Origin of the sequence: Bacteroides timonensis, assembly GCF_000513195.1 — a bacterium.
Lineage (GTDB): Bacteria > Bacteroidota > Bacteroidia > Bacteroidales > Bacteroidaceae > Bacteroides > Bacteroides timonensis.
In genome coordinates this window covers 25,668-43,528 of the sequence record NZ_CBVI010000101.1, presented here as the reverse complement: position 1 = coordinate 43,528, position 17,861 = coordinate 25,668, and the positions used below count along the sequence as shown (strand labels likewise).

The following is a 17,861-nucleotide window of genomic DNA, read 5'->3' as shown; positions in this document are numbered from 1 at the left end:
ATACAATAAATTAATAGAATGAATAAAAGACTCTTAATATTTCTACCTTTCCTGTTACTCTTGGCAGGTGTATTTACTTCTTGTGAAGAAGTAGAGGAAGTAGGTAGGTATGATAACTGGCGAGAACGGAATGAAGCTTATATTGATTCATTGAATCTGATCATAGGTGGTCGGGCTGATAGAATCATAGAAGGGGCGAAATATGAAGGTGATAACGGTGACTCTGTTAAGCTTAGTAAGATTCCTGTAGGTGAATTATTTGCTATTAAGGATAACTACAAGAGTACGACAGAGAATTCCTTGTATATTTACTGTAAGAAAATCTCGTCGGACAATCCCGATGGGGAGCGTCCCCTTTATACGCAGTCAGTTACGACATACTATTATGGTACAATAATATTAGGGGATAGATTCGATGGTAATTTTGTTGGTTACAGCGCAATAGACCGAGGTGTACTGCTTTCTGAAGGTGAGGGTGCCAAGGTGCCCACGGACTTCGATTCTCCATCTTCTTTTAGTGTGACAGGTGTCGTTTCAGGATGGACTACGGTATTGCAATATATGCATACGAAAGAACGCTGGATGTTGTATATCCCTTACCAATGTGGATATGGAGAAAGCGGATATAGTTCAATTCTTGGTTATTCAACTTTGACATTTGATATGCTGTTAGAAGCAGTAAAGTAGACGTTCTTTTAAAATAAATAGAGAGGCTGCTCATTAAGGGCAGCCTCTTGTGTTTATAGAGGAGGAATCTACATTTTCTTTTTCAACGCTTTCACCCAAATTTTATATCCTTCTTCATTCAGGTGTAAGCCGTCACTGGTCAATTCTTTGCGAAGCACATTCGTACCTTTCTCTGTAAATAACGGGAAGAGGTTGATGAATGTAATCTTGTGATCTTTAGCTAAAACTTCCAGTTGTGCATTGATTTCGGGAACCATGTCGGTTTTCCCGGTTAGCTTTTTGTAACGTCCGAAGCTCTCATCGAAAGGCAGGAGACTTTGCAGGTAGAGTTTCGTATCAGGAGATTCACGCTGAATGCGCTCTACGGTCATGCGTATCATACTGACGATGCTGTCCGCAGTGAGGTCGTGTGAGATGTCGTTGACCCCGGCAAGGAGGAATAGTTTCTCTGGGTGTCCCGGAAGTATCTGGTGCAGGCGGTCGTAAATACCCATAACTTCGTCACCGATGATACCACGGTTACGGATGTTTTTCTTGTTGAGGCGGGTGTTCCAGTTGCCGCCACCTTCTGTAAGGCTGTTGCCCACCATGACGATGTCTTTGGAGGTAATGGCAGGTTCATCTATGAATTGGAGGAAGCGCTTATAATAATGATCCGTATAAATACGTGGGGTGGGATAGATAGAAGCTGCAACAACATTGGCTATCAGAGAGCGCAGACGAACCATGCTATGACCGTCTTCGGGATGCACGGCATTGACGAGCAGGATGACGGAAGTATCGTTGTCCGGATCTATGATGATGGAAGTACCGGTGTATCCGGTGTGCCCGTAGGTATTCGGACCAAAATAATCTCCGTTATTGGAAGCGTAGGCGGTGAAATTATCCCATCCTAAAGTGCGTCCTAATGTAGCAGTGGCACGGGGGACGGTACGCATAGCTTTTACTCCCAATGGGCTGAGGATGCGGTGTCCGTTCCATTCTCCGCCGTTTTGCAGGGCGGCGCAGAGGACAGCTATGTCTTCGGCACAAGAGAATACGCCGGCATTGCCGGAAATACCGCCATTCATGACACGGGCGAGTGGATCGTGTACTTGTCCGCAGAGGACACTGCCGTCGGATTGCTTCTCGGTAGGAGCGATGAGGCTATGCCAGTCACCTTCGGTAGAGGTTGTCCAATGGGCATCTGCTGTATTGATCCATTTCCCATCCTTGTCGCGCTTGCAGGGGAGATAGTCGGTATGGGTCATACCTAATACATCAAATAGATTTTCGCGGGCGAAGTCACGTAAGGATTGTCCGCTGACGGTTTCGATGATGCGTTGCAGGGTGATGTAGTTAAGGCAACTGTATTGGAAGTCGGTCTGCGGCTTGAAGTCGCGGCGGCAGTTGGCTATGTACTCTATCATTCCGTCGGGGCTGGGGGAGCCATATTGTTTTTCCAATTCACTGGTTGGGGCATAAGGGGGGAGACCGGAAGTATGTGTCAACAGGTCGGCGATGCGGATGATTTTCTTATCTTTTCCGTCTTTGCTCACCCAGGACTTAAATTCAGATATATAGAGGCTGACGGGATCCAGGAGGCGGAGCTTACCACGTTCTGCCAGGATATGGGTACAGATGGCAGTGGACATGGATTTACTGCATGAAGCCATATCGAAAATGGTGTTTACAGTCATAGGCTCGGTGTTAGGGTACACACGCTTGTTGCCGTATGCTTTGAGGTAGGCCATCTTCCCGTTGCGTACTACAGCGAGTACGGCACCGGGAATGTCTTTATTGGCGATGGCGGTTTCTATCGCTTCGTCAGCGTACAACAAATGACGGGAATCCATGCCGACTTGTTCGGGGGCAACACGTTGCAAGGATTGTGCATTGGCTTGCAGGGCAAGCAACACAAAGAAGAAAAAGGAAGGGAGGAGTTTCATAATGTTACCCCCCTATAAGCATCTACTGCCTTTTTCACTGAACCATGCATTAGCAACAGTGCCTTTGCCTTTCCATAGTCCAATCCCAGTTCTTCTACGATCATGCGGGTGCCACGGTCTACCAATTTCTGGTTACTCAGCTGCATGTTCACCATCTTATTACCTTTCACGCGGCCCAGTTGTATCATGACAGAAGTGGTAATCATGTTCAGTATCATTTTCTGTCCCGTACCCGATTTCATGCGTGAGCTTCCTGTTACATACTCCGGTCCTACAATCATTTCGATGGGAACATCTGCTTCGGCTGCCATCGGAGAGTCGGGGTTGCTGGTGATGCAGCCTGTAAGAATGCCGTGCTCACGTGCTTTCTGCATGGCACCGATAACGTAGGGAGTCGTGCCGGAAGCGGCAATGCCGATGACGGTATCTTTATCCGTAATGTTACGTTCAACTAACTCTTCCCAACCGCGACGCATATCGTCCTCCGCATTTTCCACCGGATTACGCAAGGCTGTATCACCGCCTGCTATCAGTCCGATGACGAGCGTAGGAGGCATACCGAATGTTGGAGGAATTTCTGATGCATCCAGCACACCCAGGCGACCGCTGGTGCCTGCTCCCATATAAAAGATGCGTCCGCCTTGCTTCATGCGCGGAACGATTTGTGTCACCAGTTTCTCGATCTGTGGGATGGCTTTTTGAACAGCCAATGCCACTTTCTGGTCTTCTGTGTTGATGTCCTCCAATATTTCGCGGACAGATTTCTTTTCCAAGTCGTTGTAGAGCGAAGGTTGCTCTGATATCTTTACGAATGCCATGATGATGATGAGATTTATGATTTATAATTTATGATTTATGGGGGGCTGGGGTGATTAGCTATGGTAGCTAATCAGGCCTTCCATGGGGCTCTGGAGGATGGTGCCTATTTGAACGCCCATTTCCTGTGCGGCCTCGGCAAGTACCTCCTTATAATGGAATGCTACGGAGCCGATGAAATGTACCTTGCTATGCTGATAATCGTATTGCATGACGTTCCTTTTCAGGAAAGCCTTGAAACTGTTTAGCACCAGCGTGCGCACGCAAGGCTCGTCCAGATTCTGAGCGAGGAATGGAGACAGGCTTGCCAGGAAGCGGTTCGGGAAAGGTTTACGGTATACACGGTCGATGATGTCTGCCGGTTCCAGATTGAACTGCTTGAGGAACTTCTCTTTCAGTTCCGGAGTCATCTGATTTTTCAGAATATCACCTACCAGCAACTTACCCAGGCAAGCACCGCTACCTTCGTCGCCAAGAATGAAACCCAGGGGAGAGACGTTGGCACCAATGTGTTTGCCGTCGTAGTAACACGAGTTGGAACCTGTGCCCATGATGCAGGCTATGCCCGGTTCGTGTCCGCAAAGTCCGCGAGCGGCGGCAAGCATGTCCGTATTTACTTCCACTTCGTCGCCCGAAACCTGGAGATGCTGGATAATGGCACGGTGTACCATGGCAATTTTGTCGGGGAAGCCACAGCCGGCACCATAAAAGTACACAGCGTTGAAGGCATGGGTCGTTAACTGGGGCAGCAGCGCTGTCGCAATTTCATTACTGATCTCCTCTTCCGACTGAAAGAAAGGGTTGGTACCTTTCGTAGAAATCTGCTGGATGAGTTTACCTTTCTCTACAACACACCAATCGGTTTTTGTAGAGCCACTGTCTGCTATTAATATCATATCGTTTTAAGTTTAATTATTTACTTGTTGTTTTAAGGAGTTAGAGGAGTTATCTCCTGTATCTCCTTTACCTCCTATATCTTGATATATATCTTCCGTTTATACAATTGATAGCCGATGCACCAGTTGATGGCTACAAAGAGCAGTGCGTAGGCCAGTGAACCGCCTGTCTCACCGAATATCGGCATAAGAACGATCTTGTATAAGAATCCGTGTATGCTGATGCTGCCATCACCCCAAGGGAAGCTGATGCTGCCGAACAGGATACTTAGTACTCCACCCAGAACGTACATGAACAGGGGGTTGACACCGAAAGCCTCGAAGAAAGTACACCATTTCTTGTATCCTTTTACGTCGATGATCCAGATGAGCAGTGCCAAGAAACTGGAGGCCAGTCCGCAAGTGGTGAGAACGAAGGTGGGAGACCAGATTTTCTTGTTGATAGGACAACCGTAGCTCAGCAGGAAGCCTGCAAAAGTAAGAATGGCACCAACCAGGAATAATTTGATCAGGTGAGAGTTTAGTAACGCTTCGCGGCTCTCGGCTTTATTGCTGTCCAGCATCATGCGACCCACGCAGAAGCCCAGCAATACGTGGGCAATGGAGGGGATGGTGCTTAAAAGACCTTCGGGATCAATGCCGTTGTCCTTGTACATGTGTGCGGGGGTGAGGATGGCACGGTCCACTATGGAGAGGATATTGGTTTCGTTGTAAGCAAATCCGTTGCCACACATCAGCAGGATGAAGTAGCCTACCAGCAATGTGGCAATGAGATAAGGGATATGACGGTGTTTCATGGTCAGCGCAATGATAGCGGTAGCGCCGTAGCAAAGGGCCAGACGCTGCATGACACCCAGGATACGGATGCGGTCGAAAGTCCAGACGGATGCCCAGAGTTGTTCCCCGAAGCTGAGACCTTCATGGGAGCCTGCCCAGTAGTAACAGAATCTGGAGAACCAGCCGATGGCAAGTCCGATCAGGAAGATGATAATGGTACGCTTCAATATCTTCAGGGCGGCTGCATGACTGAACTCGAAGTTGTACTTCTTCAGGGAGATATAGGTAGAGATACCCATGATGAACATGAAGAAGGGGAAGACGAGGTCGGTGGGGGTGAGGCCATTCCACTCAGCGTGGCGCAGGGGGGCATATATATGTCCCCAAGTGCCGGGGTTGTTCACCATAATCATGCCCGCAATGGTGACACCGCGAAGGATGTCGAGGGCAAGAATGCGCTTGTTTGTCTTAGTCTGACTGTTCATTGTAATAAGTGTGTTAAGTTATTAGTTATAAGTTATCAGTTGCTTCAGCTTTCACGCTCTTCGTGCATTGGTCTACGAGATAGGCGATAGAGACATAGGGGATACCAGAGTTGGTAGTCAGTCCTATTTCGCAGGTACGACTGTTGGAGTAGCCGATGGTGATGCCGGATGCTTCTATCTGCGGACGGAGTTTGCGCAAGGCATAGGAATTCAGTTCGGGATAGGTGAATCCACGGTCGCCGGCAAAACCACAGCAGCCTACTTCTTCGGGTACGAAGACATGCGTGGAACAAAGTTTTGCCAGGGAGACAATCGTATCTGCCAGCCCCATTCGGCGCATGGAGCAGGTGATGTGTACTGCTACGGGGCGGTCGGTCTGCGTGAAGACCAGTTTGTCCCGCAGGAAGGTGTAGATGAATTCTGCAGGTTCGTAGAGCTTCATCTTTTGAATGGTTTCGCGCATGCGGTGCAGGCAGGGGCTCTGATCGCAGAGGATAGGGAATTTGCCTTGCTCGCTGGCTTCCCAAAGGGCGGCTTCGAGTTCGGCGGCTTTGCGATCGGCAATGTCGAGCATACCTTTACTTTCCCAGATGGTGCCGCAGCAGAGCTTATCCATCTCCTTTGGGAAGATGACTTCGTAACCGCCTTTTTGCAAGAGGGAGATCATCTTGTTTACCAAAGGTTGTTCCACGGGGGAGTGCTTCGGGAGGCCCATGGTTTGGTTGATGCAGCTGGGGAAATAAACGACTTTGTTTAATGAAGAATGAGGAATTAATTCTTCATTCCTCATCCTATAGGATTTTGGCATGGCAGGCGTCCACAAAGGCACGCCCAATACATTGTGCATTCCTTTCGTAATGCTGCTCATGGCTTTGGTTCCCAATACGGAGTGTCCGAAATTGGCTAATGATAAAACGGGGCGCAGACTACTCTTAACACCAGCGAAGTGATTGGCTACGAAATCTCCTGCTTTATATCCGAGGCTGCCTTTCGGCAGTGCTTCCTGGCGGATGATATGGGTCAGGTCGCCTGTATTGATATTCATCGGGCAGGACATGGAGCATAGTCCGTCTCCTGCGCAAGTTTGATTGCCCGGGTAGCGGTATTGTTTTTCGAGTAGAGACAGACGTTCCAGGTCTGTACCGCTTTGTTTCAGACGTGATATTTCCCGTTGCAGTACAATGCGCTGGCGCGAAGAAAGGGTAAAGCCGCACGACAGGCAGTTCACTTCGCAGAAGCCACACTCGATGCACTTGTCAGTTGAAAGAGCTACGAGCGACGAGCGACGAGCTACCAGTGCTGCGCTATCATTCTGCATGGTACTCGTAGCTTGTAGCTCGTAGCTTGTAGCTCGTAACAACGGCAACGGTTTGAAGTTTTTGATGTGGCATTGCGGGTCATCATTGAAGATAACTCCCGGATTGAGCAGCCCTTTCGGGTCGAACAACTGCTTGACTGCCTTCATGGCTTCAAAAGCTGCCTCTCCCCATTCATATTTCACGAAGGGGGCCATGTTGCGTCCGGTGCCATGTTCGGCTTTCAGCGAACCGTCGTATTTATCGACTACCAGAGTCTTTACGTCATTCATCAGGTCCTCGTAGCGCTTTACTTCGGTGTCGGTACTGAAGGATTGATTCAGGATAAAGTGGTAGTTACCTTCCAGAGCATGACCGTAGATGCAGGCATCATCGTAGCCGTGGCGGGCGATGAGCTGTTGCAGGTCGGCGGTGGCTTCGGGCAGGTCTTCGATGTGGAAGGCTACGTCCTCGATGAGGCAGGTAGTGCCGGGTTGGCGTGTACCGCCTACGGATGGGAATATGCCTGAGCGGATGGCCCAATACTTGGAATATTCTTCCGGCCGGTCGGTGAAGTGTACGGGGATGTAGGTGCTGAAAGGTTTCAGACACTCTTCGATCACTGAGATATTCTGTTCCAGTTCCTCGCGGGTGCGGGCTTTGGTCTCGGTCAGCACGGCGGTGAGGCCGGAGGGATCGGAGACTTCTTGCTTATACCTTATATATATGGGGTCGTCTACGGAAGAAAGACTCTTGTAGTCCAGTAACTCGGCACCCTTCACAATGAATGAAGAATGAGGAATGAAGAATTCTTCATTTTTAAGCTCCTTCATCGCCACCACCGCCCGGCAAGCATCCTTGATACTGGTAAAGTAGAGCATGGCGCTTGCCTTGTGCGGATAGTCGTACTCGGTGCGCATGGTAATCTGGGAAAGGAACGCAAGCGTGCCTTCCGAGCCTACCATCAGATGGGCAATAATATCGAACGGGTCGTCGAAGCGGACGAATGGCAGGAGATTCAGTCCGGTTACGTTCTTGATGGAATATTTGTAGCGGATGCGTGCGGCGAGTTCTTCGTTGGCACGTATCCGGTCGCGCAGTTCGCAGATGCGGTTAAGGAAATCGGGGTGGGTGGCTTCGAAGGCGGCACGTGAAATGTCGTCCCCCGTATCCAGCACGGTGCCATCCGCCAATACGATGCGGGCGGAGAGAAGCACTTTGTCACTATTGGCATGTGTGCCGCAATTCATGCCCGAGGCGTTGTTCATCACGATGCCGCCTACCATGGCCGATTTCACGCTTGCCGGGTCCGGAGCAAACTTACGTCCGTAGGGTGCGAGAATCTCGTTGACCCGCTGGCCGATGATGCCTGGTTGCAGGGTGATCTGTTCATGATCGGGAGAAATGCTGTACTTCTCCCAGTGCTTTCCGGCTACGATCAGGATAGAGTCACTAATGGCTTGTCCCGACAAACTGGTTCCTGCGGCACGAAACGTTACTGGCAGGCTGTAACGGTCGGCAAGTCTCAACAGGTCGGAGATTTCCTCTTCGCTGTTGGAACGAATCACGATTTGTGGGATCAGACGGTAGAAACCCGCATCTGTTCCCCATGCTAACCGGCGCAGTTCGTCGGTGTATATCCTATCTTGCGGAATAAGTCCCCTTATTTCCCGCAAAAACGAAGTGTAGCTACTTTTTACCATAGTGTTTTCGCCTTTCTTTTCCTTATCATTCTTTCCCTCTTTTGCCTGTACCCCTGCCAGGGTGTGCTGTGGGGCTGCTCTGATGTCGCCCCGATGTCACCTGTGGTGAGATACGTATCTCACCACTCATGACATACGTATCTCATGACCCATGACCTACAGTACCTCATACCTCCTGACATACGTATCTCATGAGGGGTGACATACGTATGTCTTTATGGCCTCTTCGGGTGTAAGAAGCGTTTACTGTTCCCTACTTGTACAGGTAGTACTTCTTCGACAACCGGCGGAAGTCGTCAGCATCCTTATACCAATAGTCGCGCACATCTTCCCACCGGTTGCGCTGTGAGAACCGCTTGCGTATCTCTTCCGAGCCGCTTACCATGTCGAACATGCGGAAACGTCCCTTGTCGGCATGCTCAAATACGGCACGGTCGGGATAGAGCGCTGCGATTTCCTGCATCACCAGGAATTGGATGTCGCTCAGCGGGGCTTTCTGCACATCCATGATGTGTACCTGTACGCCTTGCAGCAATTCGCCCTTACCTACGGAGTAGAAGGGTTTCAGATACATCGGCCTGAACTTAACACCCGGCACGTTCAATGCGTTCAGACGTTCCGCCAGTTTTTCCGCTTCTACCCACTGTGCGGCAAACATTTGGAACGGTATCGTATAGCCTACTCCGATGGACATGTATCCCAGTTCACCCAGAATGCCGCTTACCGGATAGAACACGGCCGAGTGCGGATGAGGGATATGCGGAGAAGAGGGTACCCATTGTAACCCCGTCTGTGCATAGTCCATCTTGCGTTTCCAGCCTTTCATCTTCACAACGTGCAGGTTGCACGGTGCCGCCATCATCCGTTCTCCGTTCAGCATCAATGCCAGCTCGCCGCAAGTCAGCCCGTAAAGGTACGGAATCTTGAACTGACTGACAAAGGAAATGCAATCATCTTCTACCAGATTGCCTTCTATCTTGAGTCCGCCTACCGGGTTGGGGCGGTCCAATACGATAAATTCTTTACCGTTTTCGGCCGCTGCTTCCATAGCCAGCCCCATTGTACTGATATAGGTGAATGAACGGCAACCGATGTCCTGGATATCGTAGACTAATGCGTCAATGTCTTTCAGCATCTCCGGCGTAGCCTTGCGGGTTTTGCCGTAAAGGGAATATACGGGCAGTCCGGTGGTGGCATCGCGGATGTCCGTCACGTGGTCGCCGGCATGCACGTCACCACGAACCCCGTGCTCCGGGCCGAAGAGAGCGACCAGATTCACGTTCGGTGCTTCATGCAGAATGTCGATGGTGGATTTCATCTGATTATCCACTCCGGTAGGGTTGGTAATCAGACCTACGCGTTTGCCTTCCAGACACTTGAAGTTCTGGTCTTTCAGGACTTCGATGCCTGTCTTTATCCGAATCTTTTGTGCCTGCGATGCACCACAGAGGACGCAGAGGACACAGAGGAGAATATACTTCTTCATGATTTATAATTTATGATTTCTTGCTTACCACTTATCACTTGTTATCACTCTTCTTTTTTCCTTCCGAAGCTCGGATCTATCTTGATGAATGCACATACTCCGATGGTAGCGGCGCAACAGATAATGGTCCATACGAAGAAGTGGCGGTAACCGATGGTTTCCTGTAACCATCCGGCAGCCATTCCGGGCAACATCATTCCCAGTGCCATGAATCCGGTGCAGATGGCGTAATGGGCAGTTTTGTGCTCGCCTTCCGAGAAATAAATCAGATACAGCATATAAGCTGTGAAGCCGAAACCATAGCCGAACTGTTCGATGAAGATACAGATGTTGACTGTCAGCAACGAGTGATCCTGTGCATAACTCAGATAAATGAATGTCAGACAGGTAAGGGACATGCTCCATGCCATTGGCCATAACCACTTCTTCAATCCGCCCCGTGCAGCAACAAGACCGCCAATGATACCGCCAATTGTCAGTCCGATGATACCGATAGTACCATAGACGAAACCAACTTGTCCGGTAGTCAGTCCCAGTCCGCCTTTGTCTATTGGGTCCAGAAGGAAAGGATTGATCAGCTTCACGAGCTGTGCTTCCGGTAGACGATAGAGCAACATAAAGAGGATAGCGACTCCTGCCTGCGGTTTGGTGAAGAAGCTCTTGAAAGTATCGAAGAATTCCTTCATCAGATTCTGGGCGGTAACGTCTTTCGACGGACGGTCGGATGCGGGTTTCGGCAATATCCAGTTGTGGTAAATACTCACCGCGAAGAAGAATCCGGACAGTACGATGAATACTATCAACCAGGCAAACGGAATGTTACCGGATGCACCTTCGAAGGTAGCGGAAGTCTCGTTCTTAATCTTATGATCTATTCTGAACAGTAGGTAGGCGGGCTTGTCCCAATTCTCGGCAGTGAACTCGAACCGGGTGGAAAGGCTGTTCTGTTCCAGTTTGATACTTTGGTCACCGTCTTTGAAGGTGACATTCAATATCTTGGTTTCATCGGCAGATGGCTGCTTGGACAGGCGTACGCCTACTATGGCAACGTTATCAACAGCACCTTCGGCTACTTCGCGCTTCTCGCCGAAAGTTTCACGTACCCATGCGGTGAAAGTGCTCTCCTTTTTCTCCGCTTTTACGGTGGCATCGCCTTCTTTGGCTTCCTCGGCCGGAACGAAGTGATTGGCTATGTTGGATGCTTTGACAGCCTTTTCCAATTCGGCAATCTGTGTCTTTATATCTACCGAATCATTATCGGCGGCAGCGGTGACACCCGCTTGTACTATCGGAGAGGTATATACGAAATAGGCTTCTTTTTGTGTGTCGATATTCGTATCCTCAAAGTCGGGCAAGGTCAGGGTGTTAGTGTAAGCGGGTGAGACTTGAACTTGCAACATGGCGGGTTCGAGACCGGTTCCGGTTTCAATCAATCCCGCAATGATGACCAGCAAGCCTTGTCCGGCTACCGTGGCAATACGGTAAAATGTGCTTCGGATGCCCACATAGAGCGATTGTTCATGTTCCGTCAGGGCGTGCATATAGAATCCATCCGCCGCAATGTCATGAGTTGCGGAGGTGAAGCCCACTATCCAGAATACTGCCAGTGTCAACTGGAAAAAGAAGGGAGTGGGGATGGAAAATGCAATGCCTGCCAATGCAAAGGCAAGGATGTATTGCATGACGACGGTCCACCACCGTTTAGTCTTGATCAAGTCGACAAATGGACTCCAGAAAGGCTTAATTACCCATGGCAGGTAGAGCCAACCGGTGTAGAGAGCGATATCCGTGTTGGATATTCCCAAACGCTTGTACATGATGACGGAAATGGTCATCACGGCTACGTAGGGCAAACCTTGTGCAAAGTACAGGGTAGGTATCCATGCCCACGGACTGGTTTTCTTGGTAGATTGTTTCATGGTATTTTCTTATTTCTGTTTATTCATATAGCTTCTCGATACTTGCACCTATGTAATAGTGCAGCAGTATCGCGTCATACTTATAGCCTTGTTCGCCCATAACGGCGGCACCGATCTGGCATAGTCCTACACCGTGCCCCCAGCCTGCTCCGGTAAGGATGAAACGGGCGGGGATGCCTTCGGGAGAGACGTCTTCCTTATCTACTATGAATGCGGAGCTGTACAGGTGGGAGGTGGACAGCGTGCGGCGTATTTCCAGCTCTTTACCGATGGTGAGCGTCTTCTTGGTTCCTACGATTTTCAGTTTCCAGAGGCGACCTGAAGTTCCACGGGCGATAGGAACAAGATCAATGATTTGCCCGTAATCGATGCCGGAACGTTTCAGGATCAGTGCGGAAAGCTCTTCCTGGGTGTAAACTACTTTCCAGCGATAGAAGTCGGTGGTTTCCTGGTCGTAATTGTTCAGCACCTGCGAAAGGATTCTCTTATTTGTGGTGTTGCAGAAGGCCGGTGGAGAGGTACGAATCCATGTTTCCGCTTCCTGTTCATCCGTCAGGTCGGGTAATCCTCCACCAGGTCGGGTAGCTTCAAAGCTGAGGTCGCAGGTTTTGGGATTGAAGATGCGGAAGTCGCGTTGTTTCCGGAGATACGGATGGGGCGTATCTTCCCAGCAATACTGGAATTCTTCGAATGCACCGCCGCAGCATTTGGAGAAGCGGGCATCGCATATCTTACCGTCAGATATCAATACTTGTCCGCGGGTGGCAGCGATGGCTTGCTTTACGATTTCAGTGGAGGCACGGGTAATGCCTTGGTAACGCTGGCAATGATCGTCTGCACAGACGTCGAAACGGGTGTGGTCTTCACGGTCGTACCAACGGATTAACTCTTCATCTGTCTGGGTGAAAGCGGAATATTCTGCCTGGCTTTCCGTAATCTCCTTGTTCTTATGAATCTGAGCCAAAAGCCAGCTTCGTGAAATCACGGCATGTGCCTCCAACAGCTCTAATGAAGCCGTTGCGCTCATCTCACTGGAGATTACGCTGGTCAGGTAATCTTCTACGTGAATAACATTGATACCTGTCAGCTTCTTGTTCTCCACAATAATCTTCAGGGAACCCAGGAAGCGTTGGTCTTCTTTACGCTCCCAGTGGAAGTTGATGCCGATGGTGACATCGAGCAGTTCGAAAGCGTCGGTGGCTTCGTTTACAGGTTCAAATAGAAGCTCGTCATAAAGGCGTCCGTTCCACAGTATCCTGCCTTCGTTGTAGGTCACAACCTGCTTACCACTGATTTCCATACCGTTGATGTGGTACGGATTCAGCAGGATAAACTCTATTTGCGGCTCGAACAATATGCCTACGTGTACTTTGGGCTCTTTCATACTTATTTAAGTGTTATATTGCATTACTATCTCAGATTCCCAAGAGAAGGAGAGCTCAAATAGTATCATTAACTATATCTTCTCTTTAATACGCTGACGCACCCGATGGAAGTCTTCGGCAGAAAGCGATACCTCACTCAGGATCTGGGCTATATCTTCGGCTGTGATCTTGAGAAAGTCTTTTTCGACCGGTGTGATAAACACTCCGCCGAGGTCTACGGATGCAGGACTACTCAATAAATTGGCATCTCCTTCGGCTGTATAGCAAGCCGGACGGTGCTTCTCACGTGGAAATACGCATACGATCCATTTCTCATCTTCATACCATGCCAATACATTCATCATCGGTTCGTCATCTCCCGGTTTGATATCCAGTGAGTGGTAAATGATATCGAACAGGGCGGCAGCATGTTTCTTATTGGCTGCTTCGATGACCAATGTTGCACGGGGAGCGTCATTCAAGTACCAGAGGGTAGCTTCACCGTAATCTGCCACTTTGCCTGCTACCTGTCCGCGCCAGTCCTTTTCAATAGGCATGAAACCTTTGTTGCCTGCCTGGAAGTGAGCATGGTCGGGGGCGGAGGCACCGCACTTGGGACCATTATAGAATATCGTGTAATCCGTTAACGTCTGTGCCAATGCCAGCATATCCTTGAAACGGACAGCTATGCGTTGGTTCACGTGTGCCACTTCCGGTATCGTCAGGTGGCGGGGAAAGATGGGGAACGGATTGACCAGGATATAATAATGTCCTTCGAACGGAATCCCTTTCTGCACCGGCGGTAAATTGGCCGGGCAGAGGAAGCATTTGCGTTCCTTGATGGACTGGGCATCTACTTTAGCTCCCGAAGAAACGATACGTGCAGGATTGAACTGTACCTTATAAGGAATGCCGTTTACATCCAGTTCCTTCACCTGCACACCGCTGAGGGCGGCATAGTTATTACGTGCCGTTTCCCAGGAGGCAAGTTGGCTGGTCAGGAGGTCGTTTATAGTCTGATTCATAAGGTTGTATTATCTATATTATAAATGAACAGTTGTGAGCGATTCGCTACAGGTGGCTGTAGCGCACTTTGTCAGGAGGCTGTAGCGAGTCCCGTCAGGAGGTTGACGCGACGCGCGCGATTATCACCTCTTTTGGTTCATTGCCACACGTGCCTGGAGCTCCCAGGTACGGATGCGGTCTTTATACAGATTATGACCATTCATTTTCACGATATCCAGTGAAGCATCCGAGTTGTCTTCCCAGCGGCGGCACAGGTAAACTACGTCATACACACGGCCGATCTGGTATTGGCGGGAGAAGTTCAATCCCAGTGCATAGTCTTCACCATAGCTGGTGTTCGGAACTTTCACTTCACGCAGTACCGGAGTATAGAAAGCACGCGGAGCGCCCAGACCGTTGATGCGGAGTGCGTTGTTGCGTCCGTTCTCGGGTGTCCATTCTTTGTGGTCGATAATACCCGGAGCAATCATGTTCATATTGAAGTCCGTCATCATATAGGTACCCACCACCATGGCACAATTCTGTTCATAGAAAGCGCGAACCATGATAGTCAGTGTGTTTTCATCCTTGTATACATCATCGCTGTCCAGTTGTACAGCGAATTTACCGCACTTGGGATGATGCACCCCCATATTCCAGCAACCGCCAATGCCCAGGTCATTGCGTTCGGGGATGATGTGGATGAGGCGTTCGTCGTTCTTGAATTCGTCAATAGCTTCTGTGGTCCCGTCCGTAGAGTGGTTGTCGATGATAATCAGGTTGAACTTAAAGTCGGTCTTCTGCTTCAATACCGAATGGATGGCATCGCGGATGGTACGGATACGATTGCGTACGGGGATGATAACCGAAGCTTCGTACTCGAAGTTGCCTGCTGAGAATTCTATCTGTTTGAATTCGGGTACCAGATAGCCGCCGATTTCTTTCAGATGCTCGGTACAAGCCTGTTCCATTTCAATTTGGCGGTCACGGTTTCTGGGATCCACGTAATCGAATATCTTCTCACCGCTCTTGCGGGTATCGTCTTCGATTTCGCTGTACAGATACTCATTGATGTGTACCAGACTTTCGTTCTGGCTTACTTTCAGGCGAAGGTCATAAAGCCCGGCAAATTTATATTCGTCTTCATTCATGCGGGCAGCGGCCTCCTTGAATGCATCCGTACGGAATAACAGTACGGAACCGAAGTCGAAATCATCGCGCAATGAGCCGAATTGATAATCGATCACCGGGGCATTGGTTTGCTTGCCTTCCTTTACCTGGTAGCGGTCAGCATATACCATGCCTGCACCGCTGTCTTCAGCAATGTGTATCATACGATCCAGGGCGAATAAACCCAGTTCGAGCGTTGTATATTTTGTATAGATCAGCGTATATTCTGCATTGCTATGTCCGGCTATGTCTCTTATGGCCGCACTGGACTGGATGGATTGCATGTGCAGGGTACTGCATCCGGGCAGGTTTTCTGTAACGTCCGGTAGGGCGAGCAGATAAATGTTATTCACTAAGCCGGTTTCTTGCAGGCCTTTTACTGTCTTTTCCGCTTGTGCAGCTCCTGAAAAAGGAACGAAACAATTGATTTTATTCATAATGTCCTATATTGCTTTTAATTATTAATTCTTTAATTCTTAATTCGTAGCAGTCCCACTTCGCCACTGGTAGCTGTGAACAATACCTGTCGCCCGTTCAGCGGCACTACGGTACTGATCAGTGAGTTACCTATCTTATGTTTCCACAAGACTTTACCGGTTTGGGCTTCCAAAGCAAAGATCAGTCCTTCCTTGGTACTGCCGAACATTACGCCTCCCTTTTCCACTTGCATGGAGGGTGCATGTTCGTATCCGAAGCCGACGTTGCTTACCCATAATTCGCGGGGTTGATCTCCCTGTGTGGCATAGCAGACAATACTGTCGTTCATGGTCTTGCTGAATACACGCGTTCCATCTTCCGACAGGCCAATCGTTTCACGTACCATAGACTGGAAAGTGCGCCACACAGTTTCTCCGTTTTCTATATTGATAGCCGTCATGGCACGTTGCGGGTCAGTGATAAATACTTTGCCTTCTGCGGCTACCGGCCATACGGCTGCGGGTGAGAAGTGCATGCGCGTTAAACCGCCTGTCCACTTCCATAATTCCTTGCCGTCTGCCTTATTCAATGCATAGAGGGTATTGTCCCAGGCACCGAAGATCACTTTGTCGGCTGTTACCAGTGGTTTGGTTTCAATGTATCCTTTCACACCGGTATATGCCCAGATCACTTTACCTGTATGGATATCAATAGCACGGAAAGTAGAATCGCTGGCACCAATGTAGGCAATTCCATTTTCAACGGTTACCGCACCCAGTACCGGGTCTTTTGCTTTTACAGTCCATAGCAGTTTTCCGTCTTTACTGTTCAGGCCGTAGATGTTACGGTCGGCAGAACCGAATACTACTATACCATCTGCCGCAGCCGGAGTGCCTACAATGCGCTTACCGGACTGGAAATTCCACAGTTTCTTTCCATTCTTCAAGGCATAGCAAGTCAGGTACCCCATATCGTCTCCGACGAACACTTTGTCTTTTTCTATTGCAGGCGAACAATAGATACCTGCACCGGTTTGCACTATCCACTGTTCTTTCACATTCGGGTATTCTGTGTTGACTGAAAAGTCGGGGTATTTCTCTGCTTTTCCATTACGATCATAATAGGGCTGAGTCAGCGAGAAAGCAGCCCATTGCTTTTTCGGTTCGCTGATGCGTTGAGTGTAGACGAGGATCGAATCTTTCGTTATATCATAGATGCCATATCCCGGTTTTCCATCTTTATCACGCAGGTTGCTGCGCATCAAAATACCCGGAATGCCATCATAACGCAAATCCCGGTTACGGTGATAGTGACCGCCGATGAACAAACGAATGTTATAGGGGCGCACTGCATCTGTTACTTCATACCAGTTATCAACATCTCCGTCCAGTAACGGATAGTGTGTGACGAGTATAACCGGTTTGTCTTTTCCAAACTTATCCATTTCTTCCGTCATCCAACGGATGTCCTGCGGAACGACATGTCCGTAAGCCATACGCATCAACGGGCCGGAGTTGAAACCCAGAAACAGGATGCCTTTATGCTCGAATTCAAAGCGTTCGCCGCCGAAAATCTCACCGAAGGCAGTACAACCGGAGTCGCTCCATTTGGTTTCATGGTTACCGAGGATCACGTAATACTTCGCTTTCAGTAAATCCAATGTCTCTTTAACTTTCAGCATAGTGGCACGGTCGCCCTCTTCGGTGATGTCGCCCGTAACTAAAACAAAGTCGATACTGTCTGTCGCATTTATTTGCGCGACGGAACGTAGTAAGTCTTCCGTCGGGTTGGGGTTGTTGGGGCTGAAATGGATATCCGTTATTTGCGCAAAACGGAATGTGTCATGTTGTGCCTGTACCGCGAACGGTAGCAGACACCCCAACAGGAACATTATTAAAAGTCTTCGCTTCATA

Annotated in this window: 11 protein-coding genes and 1 pseudogene; 1 reads left to right on the top strand and 11 read right to left on the bottom strand. The window is 49.4% G+C overall.

What is annotated here, in order from left to right:
* Positions 1 to 18: 18 nt before the first annotated feature.
* Positions 19 to 687 carry an FKBP-type peptidyl-prolyl cis-trans isomerase gene (locus BN161_RS18980; RefSeq protein ID WP_044269351.1) on the top strand — a complete coding sequence of 223 codons (669 nt, stop codon included), beginning with the start codon at positions 19 to 21 and terminating at the stop codon, positions 685 to 687.
* 68 nt (positions 688 to 755) lie between these two features.
* Here BN161_RS18980 and BN161_RS18975 read toward each other — a convergent pair whose 3' ends face one another.
* From BN161_RS18975 to BN161_RS18925, 11 genes and pseudogenes are all read right to left on the bottom strand, one after another.
* Positions 756 to 2,615 (bottom strand): serine hydrolase, encoded by a 1,860-nt coding sequence (locus BN161_RS18975; RefSeq protein ID WP_044269349.1) that lies wholly within the window; start codon positions 2,613 to 2,615, stop codon positions 756 to 758.
* Positions 2,612 to 3,433 carry an N-acetylmuramic acid 6-phosphate etherase gene (gene murQ / locus BN161_RS18970; protein ID WP_021968228.1) on the bottom strand — a complete coding sequence of 274 codons (822 nt, stop codon included), beginning with the start codon at positions 3,431 to 3,433 and terminating at the stop codon, positions 2,612 to 2,614. The genes BN161_RS18975 and murQ overlap by 4 nt, the downstream gene beginning before the upstream one ends.
* A 54-nt stretch (positions 3,434 to 3,487) precedes the next feature.
* Positions 3,488 to 4,327 carry an ATPase gene (locus BN161_RS18965; protein ID WP_044269346.1) on the bottom strand — a complete coding sequence of 280 codons (840 nt, stop codon included), beginning with the start codon at positions 4,325 to 4,327 and terminating at the stop codon, positions 3,488 to 3,490.
* 74 nt (positions 4,328 to 4,401) lie between these two features.
* Positions 4,402 to 5,589, bottom strand: a complete 1,188-nt coding sequence (locus BN161_RS18960) for an acyltransferase family protein (RefSeq protein ID WP_044269345.1) — start codon at positions 5,587 to 5,589, stop codon at positions 4,402 to 4,404.
* A gap of 25 nt (positions 5,590 to 5,614) precedes the next feature.
* The gene (locus BN161_RS18955; protein ID WP_044269344.1) at positions 5,615 to 8,587 is read right to left on the bottom strand and encodes an FAD-binding and (Fe-S)-binding domain-containing protein; all 2,973 of its coding nucleotides are present in this window, start codon (positions 8,585 to 8,587) and stop codon (positions 5,615 to 5,617) included.
* 253 nt (positions 8,588 to 8,840) lie between these two features.
* Positions 8,841 to 10,073, bottom strand: a complete 1,233-nt coding sequence (locus BN161_RS18950; protein ID WP_044269343.1) for an exo-beta-N-acetylmuramidase NamZ family protein — start codon at positions 10,071 to 10,073, stop codon at positions 8,841 to 8,843.
* Between the two features lie 1,412 nt (positions 10,074 to 11,485).
* Positions 11,486 to 11,992: pseudogene (locus BN161_RS31160) on the bottom strand (MFS transporter); the annotation flags it as partial.
* A 19-nt stretch (positions 11,993 to 12,011) separates the two neighbouring features.
* Positions 12,012 to 13,376: a SpoIID/LytB domain-containing protein gene (locus tag BN161_RS18940; RefSeq protein WP_044269339.1), complete on the bottom strand. Its 1,365-nt coding sequence runs from the start codon at positions 13,374 to 13,376 to the stop codon at positions 12,012 to 12,014.
* A gap of 72 nt (positions 13,377 to 13,448) precedes the next feature.
* Entirely contained in the window at positions 13,449 to 14,381 is a 933-nt protein-coding gene (locus BN161_RS18935; RefSeq protein ID WP_044269337.1) for a DUF4922 domain-containing protein, read from the bottom strand.
* A gap of 123 nt (positions 14,382 to 14,504) precedes the next feature.
* Positions 14,505 to 15,968: a glycosyltransferase family 2 protein gene (locus BN161_RS18930; RefSeq protein ID WP_044269336.1), complete on the bottom strand. Its 1,464-nt coding sequence runs from the start codon at positions 15,966 to 15,968 to the stop codon at positions 14,505 to 14,507.
* 32 nt (positions 15,969 to 16,000) lie between these two features.
* The gene (locus tag BN161_RS18925) at positions 16,001 to 17,860 is read right to left on the bottom strand and encodes an outer membrane protein assembly factor BamB family protein (protein WP_044269335.1); all 1,860 of its coding nucleotides are present in this window, start codon (positions 17,858 to 17,860) and stop codon (positions 16,001 to 16,003) included.
* Position 17,861: the final 1 nt, after the last annotated feature.